An 18156-nucleotide genomic window follows, 5' to 3' on the forward strand; every position below is an offset into this window, starting at 1 on the left:
AAAATAAAAAATGACCAGAAAATTATTCGAAAAGTTAGCTGCGCTGCTCATGACATTGATGATGTCTGCAGGAGTATTTGCACAGCAGGGCTATGAACCAATCCGTGGAATGGGTGTGGAGGCAAAACCAGTCAATAATTCAGGGATATGTCTTGCCTGTTATAACGGAAGTATGAATCCCGTAGTGGATGCCAGTCTTGATAATAGTGTAAGTATGGGTAATTTCGCTTCTCTTTTAAGTGGAAACGGAATCTCTGTAAAGAATAAAAATACAACCTATCCTGCAGGATATATTACCGGTTTCAATGTAGATCTTGGAACAAGTTTTATCACAGTTGATCTTTTGAGCTCTTTGAGAATCAGTACTTATAAAAATGGGGTTCTTCAGGAAACGACTACCAGCAGTACACTTTTGTCAGTGCCTGCATTCGGGGGAAGTAAAAACAGAATATTTCTTCATTTCAAAACTTCAAAAGAATTTGATGAAGTAAGGTTGTATCAGACCAATGTTCTTTCCATATTCAGTGCAATGAATGTATATTATGCATTCGCATTTGATCCTGCAAAAGTACCTACAGATAACAATGGTATTTGTGACGATATTATTGCGGGAAGCGGTGTGGATGGAAATGTATCCGGAAGCAGCAGTTTTCTTGCTCCGCTTTCTTATGTTCAGAATAAAGAAAAAATAGGAGACGGGAACAAAAATTCTTATGGATCAATTGTTCTGCCAGTGGGATTATTGGGTTCTTATTCGGTAGGCGTTTTAGACAAAAACCAGACATACCCTGCAGGAAACAGAACAGGTTTTGTAATAGAACCGGATGATCAGGGTAAATTGTTAAGTGCAGAGTTTTTAAAAAATATTACCATAGAAACTTATCTTTTTGGCCAGCTTCAGGATTCAAAACAGTTGTCCGACGGAGGAGGCTTAATTAATATAAAAGTATTAGGTTATGGCTCAGGAAAACAAAAAGTTACCTTAACGACTACTAAACCTTTCAATGAAGTAAGATTAAAAGTGACTCAAACCCTGGGATTTAATTTAGGAGCATTGAAAGTCTATTATGCTTTCGAAGAACCGGTTTCTTGTGATTGTGATGATAAAATTCAGACAAGCGGTTCTGCTGTTCCTGGAAATTTGGTTACAGGTACTTCATGGACTTCCGGACCAGGGTTTCTTGGTCTTATTTTAGCTAAAATGACCAGTCCTGAAGCGATTGTAGATAATAATCCTTCCAATTATGCCACAGCTACTGTTCCGGCTGCTTCTATTTTCAGCCTTTTCTCCGCATTTGCAACGGTAGGAACTAATGCAGTGCTTCCTGCCAACACAATGGCCGGATTTACGGTAGAAAAAGCAGGAAACCTTCTTGGAGTAAGTGTTTTGGAAAATATCACAGTAACATTGTACAACGGAAATACTTTGACAGATACTTTTACGAGTTCAGGAAGTCTTATCAGTGGAAATTTCTTCACAACGAATTCCAATAAATTCTATGTTGGAGGGAAATCAACAAAACCTTTTAACCGTATTAAAATCACTTTCAACAGCGGAACGGCCATTCGTATTCCTCAAAACTATTATATCTATAATGCATTTGCGAGCAGAGATGATGATAATGACGGTGTACCGAACTGTTTTGATCAATGCCAGGGAGGAGATGACAGCATAGATAATAACGGAAACGGAATTCCTGACTGTGCGGAAGGATGTACAGCCGTAAATGACAAATCTCCTGCACTCGATACGGATGGTGACGGAATTGTAGATGCCTGTGATCTGGATTCTGATAATGACGGAATTCCGGATGCAATAGAAGACTTTGATAAAAACGGCAAGTTCCAGGATGATGATAACGAAGGAGATATTCTTTTAACACCTGTATTGGGAGATTCTGTTCCTAATTATCTTGATCTGGATTCTGATAATGATGGTATCCTGGATTTATTTGAATCTGGAATTCCGACCTCTGTCATCAATCAGATTGATTCGGATCATAACGGTATCATTGATACGAATGTTCCGGTTGGTAAAAACGGAATTGCTGATATTCTGGAAACTTCACCTGATTCAGGTGTATTGAAATATCCAATCAAAAATACAGACGGAGATGATAAACCTGACTTTCTGGATATTACTTCCGATGGTTCAGAACCTGACCTTTATAAGATCGGAAAAGCAAATCTGGATACATTAGGAGGAGGATTCATTTCTACCATTAATGATAAAGACAAAGATGGAATTCAGGCAGTAGTAGATACGGATCTTGTAAAAAGAGGTTCTCCGGATTCCCCGCTTTCACCTTATGCTTCATTATTGAAAAATGCATCTAATGTGGCAAAAACTACTTCCGCAGAAATTATCGAAGCAGCGAATGATGTAAAAGTATACCCGAATCCGGTAAAAGCAGGAGAAAATCTTAGAATTATATCAGAGGAAGAAGGTGTATATACTTTGTTCTCTGCACAAGGACAGGTTGTTAAGACAGATCGTTTTAATGCCCATACAGGTATTGATACTTCTTCACTTCCTACAGGAGTGTATATTATTAAAGTAGAAACTAAATCAAAAATAAAATCTTATAGGGTTATTGTGAAATAATCATAGGATTAGCTTGTGTTGTGGAGGGGTTGCTCATATTTGGGCAGCCTCTCTTGTTTTTAAGAGTCTCAAAATGAGATGATTTATTTGTTATTGTGGATAACTTTTTGTATCTTTGCCCCTCTTTTGGCGCGAAAAATTGTTTGTAAATTTATAAAATACTGAAAATCAGCTCTTTCACTGTGTAAAACATGGAAGGGATTTCGTGTATATAAATACTGCGGTAATACTGCCTCAAAAGTAATAAAAATATTTTGCATTACGCTGTGAAAAGATATACCAGCGTTGCAGTTAGAAAGAACTACATACAAAGTTTAAAAGAGCTTAAGGTCCTTTGTGAGCGCCAAAAACACTTTTACCTTTTACTTTTATCTTGTTTCTTGTTCTTTTCTGATATTTTTTAATGAATCAAAATATTTTTTAACCCTTTCTTAAAAGTTTTATGAGTAAAACAAAATCAACAACTCAAGGAAATCCGAGAATTAATTTCTCATCAGCGAAAGGAAAAATCATCACTCCAGACTTTTTGGATATCCAAATTGAGTCTTTCAGAGAATTTTTCCAGCTTGATACACTTCCTGAAGCCAGAAAGACAGAAGCTCTTTACAAGACTTTCCAAGAGAATTTCCCAATTACGGATTCAAGAAACCAATTCGTATTAGAATTCTTAGACTATCTGGTAGATTCTCCACGTTATTCAATCGATGAGTGTGTGGAAAGAGGACTTACTTATTCAGTTCCTCTAAAAGCTAGACTTAAATTGTATTGTACTGACCCGGAACACGAAGATTTCCAAACAGTGGTTCAGGACGTATACTTAGGTCCGGTTCCTTATATGACGCCAAGTGGTTCTTTTATCATCAATGGTGCTGAAAGAGTTATCGTTACGCAGCTTCACCGTTCACCTGGTGTATTCTTCGGACAAACTTACCACGCAAACGGAACCAAACTTTACTATTCAAGAATTATCCCTTTCAAAGGATCTTGGATGGAATTTACAACAGATATCAACAGCGTAATGTACGCGTATATCGACCGTAAGAAAAAATTACCATTAACAACTCTATTAAGAGCGATCGGTTATGAATCTGACAAGGATATCCTTCAGATCTTCGACCTTGCTGAAGAAGTGAAAGTTTCTAAAGCTGCCCTTAAAAAAGTAGAAGGGAGAACATTGGCTGCGAGAGTATTGAACACTTGGTTCGAAGATTTCGTAGACGAAGATACAGGTGAGGTAGTTTCTATCGAAAGAAACGAAATCATCTTGGATAGAGAAACTATTCTTGAAAAAGAACACTTAGATCTTATTCTTGATGCTGGTGTGAAATCAATCCTGATTCACAAAGAAAACAGCAACGAATTCTCTATCATCCAGAATACATTACAAAAAGACCCTACTAACTCTGAAAAAGAAGCGGTAGAGTATATTTATCGTCAGTTAAGAAATGCAGATCCACCAGATGAGGAAACTGCAAGAGGAATCATTGAAAAATTATTCTTCTCTGAGCAAAGATATTCATTAGGTGAAGTAGGACGTTACAGATTGAACAAAAAGTTAGGTCTTAATATTCCAACTACAACTGAGGTTCTTACAAAAGAAGATATCATTGCTATTGTAAGACACTTAATCGAGCTTGTAAACTCTAAAGCTGAGGTTGATGATATTGACCACTTATCAAACAGAAGAATTAAAACTGTTGGTGAGCAATTAGCTGGCCAGTTCGGAGTAGGTCTTTCAAGAATTGCAAGAACAATCAAGGAAAGAATGAACGTTAGAGATAACGAAATCTTTACTCCACTTGACCTTGTAAATGCTAAGACATTAACATCTGTAATTAACTCATTCTTTGGTACCAACCAGCTTTCTCAGTTCATGGACCAAACCAACCCTCTATCAGAAATTACTCACAAGAGAAGATTATCTGCACTAGGGCCTGGTGGTTTATCAAGAGAAAGAGCAGGTTTCGAGGTTCGAGACGTTCACCATACTCACTACGGAAGAATTTGCCCGATTGAAACTCCGGAAGGACCAAACATCGGTTTGATTTCATCCCTAGGTATTTATGCTAAAATCAACAGACTAGGTTTCATCGAAACTCCATATAGAAAAGTAGAAGACAGCAAGATTAATCTTAATGCTGATCCTATTTACCTTAATGCAGAAGACGAAGAAGACAAAGTAATTGCTCAGGCAAACGTTGAATTGAGCGATAACGGTGATTTCTTAACAGATAGAATTATTGCAAGATTAGATGGTGACTACCCTGTAGTGGAACCATCTCAGGTTAACCTTATTGATGTTGCACCAAACCAGATCTCTGGTATTTCTGCTTCATTAATTCCGTTCCTTGAGCATGATGATGCGAACCGTGCATTGATGGGATCTAACATGATGCGTCAGGCCGTTCCTCTATTGAAGCCACAGGCTCCAATCGTGGGTACAGGGCTTGAGCAACAAGTTGCAAGAGATTCAAGAATTTTAATTAACGCTGAAGGTACAGGTACTGTAGAGTACGTAGATGCTGACAGAATCGTTATTAAATATGAAAGAAGCGAAGACGAAGATTTAGTACAATTCGAGTCTGCTACTAAAACATACAACCTTACTAAGTTTAGAAAAACTAACCAGAGTACAACCATTACCCTAAGACCAAACGTAAGAGTAGGTGATGTAGTGGAAAAAGGACAGGTACTTTGCGACGGTTATGCTACTGAAAAAGGAGAATTAGCTCTTGGTAGAAACTTAGTGGTAGCGTTCATGCCTTGGAAAGGGTACAACTTCGAGGATGCAATCGTAATCAACGAAAAAGTTGTACGTGAAGACTGGTTTACTTCAATCCACGTGGATGAATATTCTCTTGAAGTTCGTGATACCAAATTAGGTATGGAAGAGCTTACAGCAGATATTCCAAACGTATCTGAAGAAGCTACTAAAGATCTTGACGAGAACGGTATGATCAGAATCGGTGCTGAAGTGAAGCCTGGAGATATCATGATTGGTAAAATTACTCCAAAAGGTGAATCTGACCCGACTCCTGAAGAAAAACTTCTTAGAGCAATCTTCGGTGATAAAGCTGGTGATGTGAAGGATGCTTCATTGAAAGCTGACTCTTCATTAAGAGGAGTTGTTATCAACAAGAAATTGTTCTCTAGAAACATTAAAGACAAAAAGAAAAGAACTGAAGAAAAACTTAAACTTGAAGAAATTGAAAACACTTACAAGGCTAAGTTTGACGAGTTGAGAAATACTTTAATTGAAAAATTAAATACACTGGTAAGCGGTAAAACTTCTCAAGGGGTACAAAACGACCTAGACGAAGAAATCATCGGTAAAGGTGTGAAATTCACTCACAAGTTATTAACTTCAGTTGAAGATTATGTAAACGTTAGCGGTTCAGACTGGACAGTAGACGCTGACAAGAATGAATTGATCAAACAATTGATTCACAATTACAAAATCAAATATAACGACATCCAGGGAGTTAAAAACCGTGAGAAATTTGCAATTTCAATCGGAGATGAGCTTCCGGCAGGTATCATGAAGTTGGCTAAAGTTTACATCGCTAAGAAACGTAAACTGAATGTAGGAGATAAAATGGCAGGACGTCACGGTAACAAAGGTATCGTTTCAAGAATCGTTCGTGAAGAAGATATGCCATTCCTTGAAGACGGAACACCAGTAGATATCGTATTGAATCCACTAGGGGTACCTTCTCGTATGAACATCGGTCAGATCTACGAAACCGTTCTTGGATGGGCTGGTAGAAAATTAGGATTGAAGTTCGCTACGCCAATCTTCGATGGAGCAAGTCTTGATCAGATTACTGAATATACTGAGAAAGCAGGTCTTCCTAAATTCGGTCACACTCACCTTTATGATGGTGGTACCGGAGAAAGATTTACTCAGGCTGCAACAGTAGGTATTATTTACATGTTGAAACTAGGACACATGGTAGATGATAAGATGCATGCACGTTCTATTGGTCCTTACTCATTGATTACTCAGCAGCCGTTAGGAGGTAAAGCTCAGTTCGGAGGTCAGAGATTCGGAGAGATGGAGGTTTGGGCACTTGAAGCATTCGGTGCATCTAACATCCTTAGAGAGATCCTTACTGTGAAGTCGGATGACGTGATTGGTAGAGCAAAAACTTATGAAGCAATTGCAAAAGGTGAATCTATGCCTGAACCAGGTATTCCGGAATCATTCAACGTATTACTTCACGAGTTACAAGGTCTTGGATTAGACGTAAGATTGGAGGAGTAAATTAAAGATTTAATTACTAAAAATTAAAGAATTAATCAACTCCGAGATGATAAGAGCGAAAGTGTAACGCTTTCAATCTTTAATCTTTATAATCAAAAATAAAATTATGTCAAATAAAAATAAATCAAGTAGATTTAATAAAATAACCATCGGTCTAGCGTCACCGGAGTCTATTTTACAAGACTCAAGAGGGGAGGTTTTAAAGCCGGAAACTATTAACTACAGAACTCACAAGCCTGAAAGAGACGGGCTATTTTGTGAGAAAATCTTTGGTCCTGTAAAGGATTACGAATGTGCTTGTGGTAAATACAAGAGAATTCGTTACAAAGGGATCGTTTGTGACCGTTGTGGAGTAGAAGTTACTGAGAAAAAAGTAAGAAGAGAGAGAATCGGGCACATCAACCTTGTAGTTCCAATTGCACACATCTGGTATTTCCGTTCATTACCAAACAAAATCGGATACCTTTTAGGAATTCCTTCTAAGAAATTAGACATGATCATCTACTACGAAAGATATGTAGTGATTCAGCAGGGTATTGCTAAGAAGTTAGACGGTTCTGATTTTGAAAATATGGAATTCCTTACAGAAGAAGAGTACCTTGATATCATGGAAACTCTTCCTGTAGAAAACCAGTATCTTGATGATTCTGATCCAAACAAATTCATCGCCAGAATGGGTGCTGAAGCTGTAGAAGATCTATTAAAAAGAATCGATCTTGATGCATTGTCTTTCGACTTGAGACACAAAGCTCACAACGAAGGTTCAAAACAAAGAAGAACAGAAGCTCTTAAGAGATTGAACGTTGTAGAAGCATTAAGAGGTGCTAATACAAGAATGATCAACAGACCAGAGTGGATGATCATGCGTGTACTTCCTGTTATCCCACCAGAACTAAGACCATTGGTTCCATTGGATGGAGGACGTTTCGCAACTTCTGACTTGAATGACCTTTATAGAAGAGTTATTATCAGAAATAACCGTTTGAAGAGATTATTGGAGATCAAAGCTCCTGAAGTAATCTTGAGAAACGAGAAGCGTATGCTTCAGGAATCAGTAGATTCATTATTCGATAACACAAGAAAATCTTCTGCAGTAAAATCTGAATCAAACAGACCATTGAAATCACTTTCGGATTCATTGAAAGGTAAGCAAGGTCGTTTCCGTCAGAACCTACTAGGAAAAAGGGTTGACTACTCTGCGCGTTCGGTAATTGTTGTAGGTCCAAACTTACAGCTTCACGAATGTGGTATTCCTAAGGATATGGCAGCTGAACTTTACAAACCATTCATCATTAGAAAACTAATTGAAAGAGGTATTGTAAAAACAGTAAAATCTGCAAAGAGAATTATCGACAGAAAAGAACCAGTAGTTTATGATATCCTTGAAAACGTGATGAAAGGTCACCCTGTTCTATTGAACAGAGCACCTACGCTTCACAGACTGGGTATTCAGGCTTTCCAACCTAAGATGATCGAAGGTAAGGCAATCCAGCTACACCCATTAGTAACTACGGCCTTCAACGCCGATTTCGATGGTGACCAGATGGCGGTACACTTGCCACTAGGACCAGAAGCGATCCTTGAAGCTCAGTTATTGATGTTAGGTTCTCAAAACATCTTGAACCCTGCAAACGGTTCTCCAATTACAGTACCATCTCAGGACATGGTTCTTGGTCTTTATTTCATGACTAAAGAATTAAGCTCTACTGAGACAATGAAAGTAAAAGGAGAAGGTCTTGCATTCTATTCTCCTGAAGAAGCAGAAATTGCTTACGCTGAAGGTAGAGTATCTTTAAATGCTAAAGTAAGATGTAGACTACCTATCAAAGAAGATGGAGAAATCGTTACAAGATTGATCGAAACTTCTGTAGGTAGAATCCTATTCAACCAGATTGTACCTAAGCAGGTAGGATATATCAATGAACTTCTTACGAAGAAATCATTGAGAAACGTTATCGGTAAGATCCTTGCTGATACAGATTTCCCTACAACTGTGAAGTTCCTTGATGCAATGAAAGACCTAGGATATTCAAACGCATTCAAAGGAGGTCTTTCTTTCTCACTAGGAGATATTGTAGTTCCTGTTGAGAAAAAGCAGATGATTGCACAATCAATTGAAACTGTAGACGAAATTAGAGCTAACTATAACATGGGTCTAATTACCGATACAGAACGTTATAACCAGGTAATCGACGTTTGGACAAATACCAACGCAGGATTAACTGAAATGATCATGAGCAGAATGAAAACTGACCAAGGTGGTTTCAACTCTGTATACATGATGCTTGACTCTGGAGCGAGGGGTTCTAAAGAACAGATCCGTCAGTTATCAGGGATGAGAGGTTTGATGGCAAAACCGCAGAAAGCTGGTTCTACCGGAGCGGAGATCATCGAAAACCCGATCCTTGCAAACTTTAAGGAAGGTCTTTCGATTCTAGAGTACTTTATCTCTACCCACGGTGCTCGTAAGGGTCTTGCGGATACCGCTCTTAAGACAGCCGATGCTGGTTACTTAACGAGAAGATTGGTAGACGTTGCACAGGACGTTATCGTTACAGAAGACGACTGTGGAACATTGAGAGGTACAGAAGTTACTGCACTTAAGAAAAATGACGAGATCGTTGAAAAAATCTCTGAAAGAATCTTAGGTAGAGTATCCCTTCATAATATTTACGATCCTGAAACTGACGAGCTTATTGCAAGTGCAGATCAGGTGATCATTGAATCTTTGGCGAAGAGAATCGAAGAAGCAGGATTAGAAGCTGTGGAGGTTCGTTCACCATTAACTTGTGAAACTAAGAAAGGTATCTGTGCAAAATGTTACGGTAGAAACTTAGCAACAGGTAAAGTGATCCACATGGGTGAAGCAGTAGGTGTAATTGCAGCACAGTCAATTGGGGAACCAGGTACTCAGCTTACGTTGAGAACCTTCCACCAAGGGGGTACTGCAGGTAACGTATCAGAAAACCCATCTATCGTTGCAAGAAGAGACGGTATCGTAGAAATGGATGAAGTAAGAACAATTACTTCTGAAGATGAAAACGGTAATACAGCTGAGGTTGTAGTTTCTCGTTCAACAGAATTCAGATTAGTTGCTGATAATGAGTCCAGAACTCCATTAATGGTAGCTAACGTACCTTACGGATCTATATTATCTGTAAAACCAGGTGATAAAGTGAAGAAAGGAGATACAATCTGTAGATGGGATCCGTATAACGCGGTTATCATTGCTGAAACTTCAGGTAAGGTAGAATACGAGGATATCATCCAGGGTATTTCATTCCAACTTGAAATTGACGAACAAACAGGATTCGAAGAGAAAGTAATCTCTGAATCTAGAAATAAGAAAGCCGTACCTACCTTGAAAGTGGTAGACTCTAAAGGAGTTGAGCAAAAAGCTTACAACTTACCGGTAGGAGCCCACTTAATGGTTAACGATGGTGAAAAAATTAAGGCTGGTAAAGTCTTAATCAAAATCCCAAGAAAATCTGCAAAAGCAGGGGATATCACCGGAGGTCTTCCGAGAGTTACCGAATTATTCGAAGCAAGAAACCCTTCAAACCCAGCGGTTGTTACTGAAATCGACGGGGTAGTTTCTTACGGAAAAATCAAGAGAGGTAACCGTGAACTTATTGTTGAGGCTAAAACTGGAGAAAGAAAAATTTACTTAGTAAAACTTTCTAACCAGATTCTTGTTCAGGAGAATGACTTCGTAAGAGCAGGTTCTCCACTTTCTGACGGTTCTATCACACCGGAAGATATCTTAAGAATTAAAGGTCCAACTGCCGTTCAGGAATACTTAGTAAACGAGATTCAGGAAGTTTACCGTCTACAGGGGGTAAAAATCGACGACAAGCACTTCGAAATTATCGTAAGACAGATGATGACGAAAGTATCTATCGTAGATGGAGGTGATACTCAATTCCTTGAAGGAGCTCTTGAACACAAGTTTGATTTCTTGGAAGAAAACAACAGAGTATTCGGTCTTAAAGTAGTAGTAGATGCTGGTGATTCTAAAGAATTCCAACCAGGTCAGATGATTACGGCAAGAGAATTAAGAGACGAAAACTCTAAGTTGAAGCGTGAAGATTTAGGTTTAGTAGAAGTAAGAGAAGCTCTTCCTGCTACTGCAACTCCTGTACTACAAGGTATTACAAGAGCGGCTCTTCAGACTAAGTCATTCATGTCTGCAGCATCATTCCAGGAAACAACGAAAGTTCTTAACGAAGCAGCAGTTGCTGGTAAAGTAGACGATCTTAACGGTCTTAAAGAAAATGTAATTGTAGGTCACAGAATTCCTGCAGGTACAGGTCTTAAAGAGTATCAGAACGTTATTGTTGGTTCTAAGAAAGAATTCGAAGACCTTAACTAAAATTAATGATTTGAAATTTGGGATTTGAAATTATTTTTATATTTTCACAATCTCAAATTTCGAATTTTAAAAACATAATTTATAACAATGGACAACAATCAAAATCCACAAGACGGAAACATCAACATCGAATTAAACGAAATGGTAGCTGCTGGTATCTATGCTAACCTAGCTTTAGTAAACCACTCTCCATCTGAATTTGTAGTAGACTTTATTCAGTTGATGCCAGGTGTTCAGCAAGCTAAAGTAAGATCAAGAGTAATTCTTGCTCCACTTCACGCTAAGAGAGTATTAAGCGCTCTTCAACAGAACATCGCTAACTACGAGCAGCAGTTCGGAGAAATCAAAGAAGTTGAGCCTTTCGTATTAGGAGGAAACAACGTTCAAGCGTAAGATTTCTTTTACAATAAAATAAAGAATGTCCTGGTTTTTACCAGGACATTTTTTTTGCACTTTAAGGAAAGATAATTAGAATTTGTTAAATTGTTAATTTTGTTTAATAAGATAAAAATGTGTAGTAAGGATATATCAATTTTATATCTTTGTTTAAGAAAAAGCAGAAAATATAATATATGATTGATAACTCGTTCGCAGTAAGTAAATTTGGCTTTTTAGGTGCCGAATTTTTATCTGAGCTTGAAAAACATGCTGTTGCTATTGATATAAAAGCAAAGACTGAAATTATAAGAGAAGGACAGAAAAATAAGTTTGTTCCCTTCTTAATAAAAGGTTCTATCAGGGTTTTTACCCTCAATGATGGTAGGGAACTGATCTACTATTATATCAAACCGAAAGATAGTTGTCTGATGACCTTTTCATCTATTCTGACAGATTATATCAGCAGGGTATATGCGGTTGCAGAAGAAGATTCAGAAGCCATTCTGATTCCCGTTTCTATCATGCACGAATGGCTTACCAGATTTCCGGAGATTAATAAACTCTTTTATCATGAATATGACCGAAGATTTTCAGAAGTGATGAACATGGTGAATGATGCTGTTTTTCACAGACTGGATAAGCGGGTTCTGAACTATATCAAACAACAGATTTCATCCACAGGAAATAACCCTATTAAGATTACCCATCGTGAAATTGCCAATAGTTTGGGAACTTCCAGAGAAGTTGTGAGCAGAGTTTTGAAAAAAATTGAGAGCGAAGGTGAAATTGTTCAGACTAAAGAAGGAATAAAAGTTCCTGTAAATGAAAATGTTAGAATCGTCTAATTTCAATTGTTTGAAAACTTTATTTCTATCATTGATAAAAACAATTTGACTGGTGACTTTTATCACCTATTTTTGAATTGAGAACTCAATAAGTTTGTTATATCATAATTTAAATCAAATTGTATATGACAAAAACTCTCTTATTTTTGTCAATGTTTTCTTCAGGTCTTGTCTTTGCACAGGAAGATCTGCTGAAAGATATTGACACTGTTAAAACCAATACAGAAACCTCACAACCCGCCTTCAAAGCCCTTCAGATTGTAACAGGACAATCTACAAAACTAGCCGCCAAAAAAGAATGGTACATGATTGTTGCCCATAGATTTGGTGATATAAGTGCAGGATTTAAAGACTTTTTCGGACTGGATAATGCTTCCACCAAATTAGGCGCTATCTACGGTATTTCAGATGCTGTTTCGGTAAGTCTGTCCAGAGAAACAAATATGAAAACCTTTGAAGGAGCAGTGAAATACAGACTGGTACAACAAAGTGAAAACTTTCCGGTGGATATTGTGGGGTATAATGTAATGGGCGCCAATACTGAACTGGATAAAGATACTTATCCACACTTAAAATTCAGTGACAGGCTTTCTTACCTTACACAGGCATTGATCTCAAGAAGATTCAATGAGAAGCTTTCTTTACAGCTTACTCCTTCCTTTGTTCATAAAAATCTTTACGAACCTACCATTGAAAACAAAAACCAGTTTCTGGCAGGCTTGGGAGGACGCTACAAAATCTCAAAAAGAGTTTCTGTGAACGCAGAATACTTTGTGAATTTCGACGATCACAGTTTTTATAAAAACCCACTATCATTAGGGGTAGATATAGAAACAGGAGGACATGTGTTTCAGCTTTTACTCACGAACTCCCAGATAAATTCAGACATCGGATATCTTACCAATGCTACAGGAGCATGGGGAAAGGGACATATTTTCTTTGGGTTTAATCTTTATAGAGTTTTTTAATATGAAAAAGCTAACATCCTTATTAGTATTGTCATCAGCAATCATACTGATGGCTTGTGACAGCAGAACATATGAAGAGATTTCTGATAACACACCTATCACGGCACCTGTAAAATATACAGCAGATGTAAAACCCATTATGGATAACAGCTGCGCAGGCTGTCATTCCGCAGGAAGTTTTAAACCTCTGGTTACCTATGATCAGGTAAAAAATAATATTGACGGAATTCTGGATCGTATCCAAAGACCTAATGGTGATCCGGAGAAAATGCCAAAGGGAGGATCTCTATCTGCAGCTCAGATCAATATGTTTATCAAATGGAAAGCTGACGGATTAAATGAAAATTAAAAAAATTGATATGAAAAAATTAGCATTATTAAGCGTATTACTCCTTTCTGCCGGTTACGCTTCAGCACAGAAATATAGTTCCAAAACAGGGAAAGTGACTTTTGAAGCTTCGGTACCTCTGTTTGATGATATTTTTGCTCAGGATGATAACAATGTTGTCATTCTCAATGCAGATAATGGTGAAATGGCATCCGTTTCAACTGTTAAAAACTTTCATTTTAAAACAAAATTAATGGAAGAACACTTCAATGAAAGTTATGCTGAATCTGCAAAATATCCGAAAACTACTTTCAAAGGAAAGATTGTCAACTTTGATAAAACGAAGCTTACTGCAAGCCCTCAGAAATATACGGTGCAGGGAACATTAAACTTTCATGGAGTAGACAAAGCCGTTACCTCTGCTGCCACTTTATATGCAAAAGATGGAAAAATCTATATGCAGGGAGGCTTTGTAGCAAGACCTGTAGATTATAAAGTGACTATTCCCAAAATGGTTACCAAGAAAGTGGCTGAAAATGTCAATATTGAATACAACTACATAATGGTAAAACAATGAGAAATATAATCTTACTATTAGGATTGTTCCTGAGCTCATTAGTATCTGCTCAGGAAAAAGCTAAATCAATATTTGATATTGCAAGAAGTGGGACTGTGACTGAAGTACAGGATTTGATGAAACAAAATCCGGATGTGATTAATCAGATCAATGAGAACGGATTTTCACCCCTTATTTTAGCATGTTACAGAGGGAATACTCCTGTTGCTGAATTTTTAATTCCCCGCGTTAAGAACAGGAATTATGCAAGCGGAGAAGGAACGGCTTTAACGGCTTCTGTATTTAAAGGAGATAAAAATCTTACTCAGAAATTATTACAGAACAAGGCTGATCCAAATGTAGGAAACAGCAGTGGAGTAACTCCATTGATATATGCTGTTCAGTCCCAAAACAAAGAAATGGTTGAACTGTTACTAAAAAATAAAGCCAATAAAACATTATCAGATAAACAGGGAAAAACTGTTTTTGAATATGCTTTATTTTCTAAAAATCAAGATATTATTAACCTATTAAAAAATTGATCATATGAAATTAAAAACTACACTTGTATTATTGATCGGATTTTTTGCTTTTTTAAATGTAAAAAGTCAATATTCGACAGGAACTGTGCCTCTTTTTTCTACACCTGGAGGAACAGATTTGGCTTATTCAGTTAAGATAGACCTTAGCCCTTCTTTAGTTACCCTTACCCTTGTTGGTCCTTCTACAGGATGGCTTGGAATGGCTTTTAATACCACAAATATGGATGATATCGGAAAGGATGTTGTAATCTTTGACGGAACGAACTTAAGTGACAGAACATTTAATGGACAGGGTGTGGTTCCGCCGTTGGATGGAACTCAAAACTGGACGGTAACATCCAACACGGTTGCAGGAAGTGTCCGTACTGTAGTTGCTACAAGAGCTTTAAACACAGGAGATGTTAATGATTATGTCTTTACAGTTCCTCCTACAAGTCCTCTCAACGTTACTTATGGACGCAGATTATCAAATTTTACGATTGGTTATCACGGTTCTAACAGCTGTGGTACTACAGCTCTTAATTTTGCTGCTACTCTAGGAACTAGTGAAACAGCTTTAGAGAGCAAGAAAATAGCTCTTTATCCAAACCCTGCTAAAGAAACTGTAAGTTTAAAAAATGCGGATAAAATAAAATCTGTAGATATTTATGAATCTGCCGGAAGAAAAGTAAGATCTGTAAAACTTGAGGGAGAAAGTATTAGTATCGGAGATTTAAAATCTGGTATTTATTATTTTGAAATCACATTGAAAGATGGAACTACATCTTATGAAAAATTGATTAAAGAATAATTTTTCAGAAAAAACACACCTAAATATTTTTTTAAAACAGATACCTCTGATCTTTCAGGGGTATCATTTTTTTCTTAAAGTCCCAATTTCAGGGAGTTTGCTTTAAAATTCATATATTTGTGTAGATCCTGATTCTTAACAAAAGGAAGTTTCCTGACTTTACAATTTTTACGACCAATGGAATTTAAAACGTTAGCTAATATCACAATAGATGAACTTTTATCCGTGTTCAATCATTCATTTTCTGATTATGTTGTTCCTTTTCACTTAACGAAAGAAGTACTTGTTTCAAAAATTGCTGCAGAAAAATTAGATATGAATTTGTCTGCCGGAGCATTTGAAGATGGAAAACTGGTAGGCTTTATTCTTCAGTCTGAAAAAATTGAGAATGGTGAGAAAATTATTTACAATGGCGGAACAGGAGTCGTTCCGGAAAGCAGAGGTAAAGGCCTGGTAAGAAAAATGTACGATTTTATCATTCCTGTTTTAAAAGAAAGAAATGCCAATACATTATTGCTTGAAGTGATTGAAGGAAATCAGCCTGCTATCAGGGCTTATGAAAATTTAGGATTTACAATTGTCAGAAGACTGCTTTGCTTTAATGGAAATATTAAACAGGAAAAAGGGAATATTGAAGTATCCATACGAGACTTGAAAGACTTTCAATGGAATGTATTATGCTCATTCTGGGATATTGAACCTTCATGGCAAGGATCTGTTTTCGTATTGGAACCCATGCCGGAAAACTATGTGACTTTAGGTGCTTATAAAGATGAAAATCTGGTCGGATATATTGTTTACGGTCCTGCTTCAAGAAAAATATATCAGTTTGCTGTAGATAAGAATTACAGAAATCAGGGAATAGGTACAAAGCTGTTTAATGCGATTAGAGAAAAAAATAACGGACAGGCTGTAGCTTTGAACAATGTGGATGATTCCTCAGAAAATACGGGTAAGTTTCTTAGCGAAAGAGTAGGGCTGAACAACTGGCTTTCACAGTTTGAAATGAAAAGACCTATTTAACAGCGATTAATTTTGACTCAAACAAAATAAGAGGTTTTAATATACTTTTAATCTCCTAAACTTTTCAGGCAGAAGTATAGGATGTAACTTTGCAGAAAATTTTAAAATAATGAAGCGAGGAATCCATTTTTTACTGCTGCTAATTTCCTTTACGGCTTTTGCACAACAGGCAAATATTGATACTGCCCAGGTAGTTATCCCGGGAAGGCAAAACAGCACGGAAGCACAGTCAAAACCTTATGTGATCATGATATCAACGGATGGTTTCCGTTATGATTATGCTCAGAAATACAATGCTGAAAACCTTTTGAAACTAGCTAATGGTGGAGTAAAGGCTAAAGCAATGATTCCAAGTTACCCAAGTATTACTTTCCCAAACCACTGGAGCTTAATTACCGGACTTTATCCTTCCCATCATGGTTTGATTGATAACTTTTTCTACGATTACAAGAGAAAAGAAGGCTATGCAATGAGCAGCAAGAAAAATGCTGAGGATGGAAGCTGGTACGGGGGAACTCCGCTTTGGGGACTTGCTGAAAAACAGGGAATGGTATCAGCCTCTTTAATGTGGGTAGGATCTGCCAGCGATGCAGGAGGAGTGCGACCTACTTATTATTATCCTTATCACGAAAAATTTACCCCTTCAGAAAAAGTAGAAAAAGTAGTTAACTGGCTGAAATTACCGGAAGATAAAAGACCTCATTTTATTTCATTGTATTTCCCGGAAGTAGATGGAAGCGGGCATCATTATGGTCCGGATACCAAAGAAACGGAAAATGCTGTTCATCTGATAGACCAGGCCATTGGCGATCTTGCTCAGAAAGTAAATGATTTAGGGTTAAAAAATGTCAACTTTATTTTTGTTTCCGATCACGGAATGATTAAAGTAGACGGAGGTACACCGTTGGAAATTCCTGCTGTTCTTTTTGATAAAAACAGATTTGATTTTTACAATTCCCAAACCTTGCTGAGAGTTTACGTTAAAAATCCTGATGAGGTAAAAGCAGTTTACAAAGAACTGAAAGCCAAGAAAACAGATGACTATGAAGTTTATCTTGACAAAAAACTGCCTAAATATCTGCATTTTGCCACAAGAGATGACCAGTATAACAGAATAGGACAGATTCTTCTGATCCCGAAAGCACCAAAGATTTTCCTGGAGAAAGGTAAGAAATCATCAGTGGGGAAACATGGTTACAATCCTAAAGTGGTATCGGAAATGAAAGCCACTTTCTTTGCCTGGGGACCTGAGTTTAAAAACAATCTGGTGATCAGCGAATTTGCCAACATCAATGTTTATCCTTTGGTTGCTGAGGTTTTAGGATTAAAAATAGATCAGCCAATTGATGGAAAACTGAAAGTTTTAAAAGAAACGTTGAAAGAGAAAAAATAATCTGAAGATTAAAAAAATAATTAGATAAAGTAGTTTCGGCGCACCAAAGGTGGGCCGCAACTCGTTTTTTATAATTACTTATGAAATAAAAC

12 protein-coding genes are annotated in these 18156 nt (G+C 37.2%); all 12 read left to right on the forward strand.

Annotated features, from left to right (window positions below):
• The first annotated feature begins 10 nt into the window (after positions 1–10).
• The gene (locus NK356_RS03135) at positions 11–2605 is read left to right on the forward strand and encodes a T9SS type A sorting domain-containing protein (RefSeq protein ID WP_034693201.1); all 2595 of its coding nucleotides are present in this window, start codon (positions 11–13) and stop codon (positions 2603–2605) included.
• Between the two features lie 442 nt (positions 2606–3047).
• Positions 3048–6869: a DNA-directed RNA polymerase subunit beta gene (gene rpoB, locus NK356_RS03140; RefSeq protein WP_034693204.1), complete on the forward strand. Its 3822-nt coding sequence runs from the start codon at positions 3048–3050 to the stop codon at positions 6867–6869.
• Between the two features lie 106 nt (positions 6870–6975).
• Complete coding sequence (gene rpoC, locus NK356_RS03145; protein WP_034693206.1) at positions 6976–11241, forward strand: DNA-directed RNA polymerase subunit beta'; 4266 nt, start codon at positions 6976–6978, stop codon at positions 11239–11241.
• An 87-nt stretch (positions 11242–11328) separates the two neighbouring features.
• Entirely contained in the window at positions 11329–11634 is a 306-nt protein-coding gene (locus NK356_RS03150; RefSeq protein WP_027375539.1) for a DUF3467 domain-containing protein, read from the forward strand.
• A gap of 179 nt (positions 11635–11813) precedes the next feature.
• Positions 11814–12464, forward strand: a complete 651-nt coding sequence (locus tag NK356_RS03155; RefSeq protein ID WP_034693208.1) for a Crp/Fnr family transcriptional regulator — start codon at positions 11814–11816, stop codon at positions 12462–12464.
• A 125-nt stretch (positions 12465–12589) separates the two neighbouring features.
• Positions 12590–13432: a DUF5777 family beta-barrel protein gene (locus NK356_RS03160; protein ID WP_034693210.1), complete on the forward strand. Its 843-nt coding sequence runs from the start codon at positions 12590–12592 to the stop codon at positions 13430–13432.
• Between the two features lies 1 nt (position 13433).
• Complete coding sequence (locus NK356_RS03165) at positions 13434–13781, forward strand: hypothetical protein (RefSeq protein ID WP_034693212.1); 348 nt, start codon at positions 13434–13436, stop codon at positions 13779–13781.
• 10 nt (positions 13782–13791) lie between these two features.
• Complete coding sequence (locus NK356_RS03170) at positions 13792–14337, forward strand: YceI family protein (RefSeq protein ID WP_253316230.1); 546 nt, start codon at positions 13792–13794, stop codon at positions 14335–14337.
• Positions 14334–14858: an ankyrin repeat domain-containing protein gene (locus NK356_RS03175; RefSeq protein WP_253316231.1), complete on the forward strand. Its 525-nt coding sequence runs from the start codon at positions 14334–14336 to the stop codon at positions 14856–14858. The genes NK356_RS03170 and NK356_RS03175 overlap by 4 nt, the downstream gene beginning before the upstream one ends.
• Positions 14859–14862: 4 nt before the next feature.
• Positions 14863–15648 carry a T9SS type A sorting domain-containing protein gene (locus NK356_RS03180; RefSeq protein WP_253316232.1) on the forward strand — a complete coding sequence of 262 codons (786 nt, stop codon included), beginning with the start codon at positions 14863–14865 and terminating at the stop codon, positions 15646–15648.
• Between the two features lie 177 nt (positions 15649–15825).
• Positions 15826–16671 (forward strand): GNAT family N-acetyltransferase, encoded by an 846-nt coding sequence (locus NK356_RS03185; RefSeq protein ID WP_253316233.1) that lies wholly within the window; start codon positions 15826–15828, stop codon positions 16669–16671.
• Positions 16672–16780: 109 nt separating this feature from the next.
• Positions 16781–18064 (forward strand): ectonucleotide pyrophosphatase/phosphodiesterase, encoded by a 1284-nt coding sequence (locus NK356_RS03190; RefSeq protein ID WP_253316234.1) that lies wholly within the window; start codon positions 16781–16783, stop codon positions 18062–18064.
• Positions 18065–18156: the final 92 nt, after the last annotated feature.

The organism is Chryseobacterium sp. S0630, from assembly GCF_024158915.1.
In the GTDB taxonomy this organism is placed as follows: Bacteria; Bacteroidota; Bacteroidia; order Flavobacteriales; family Weeksellaceae; genus Chryseobacterium.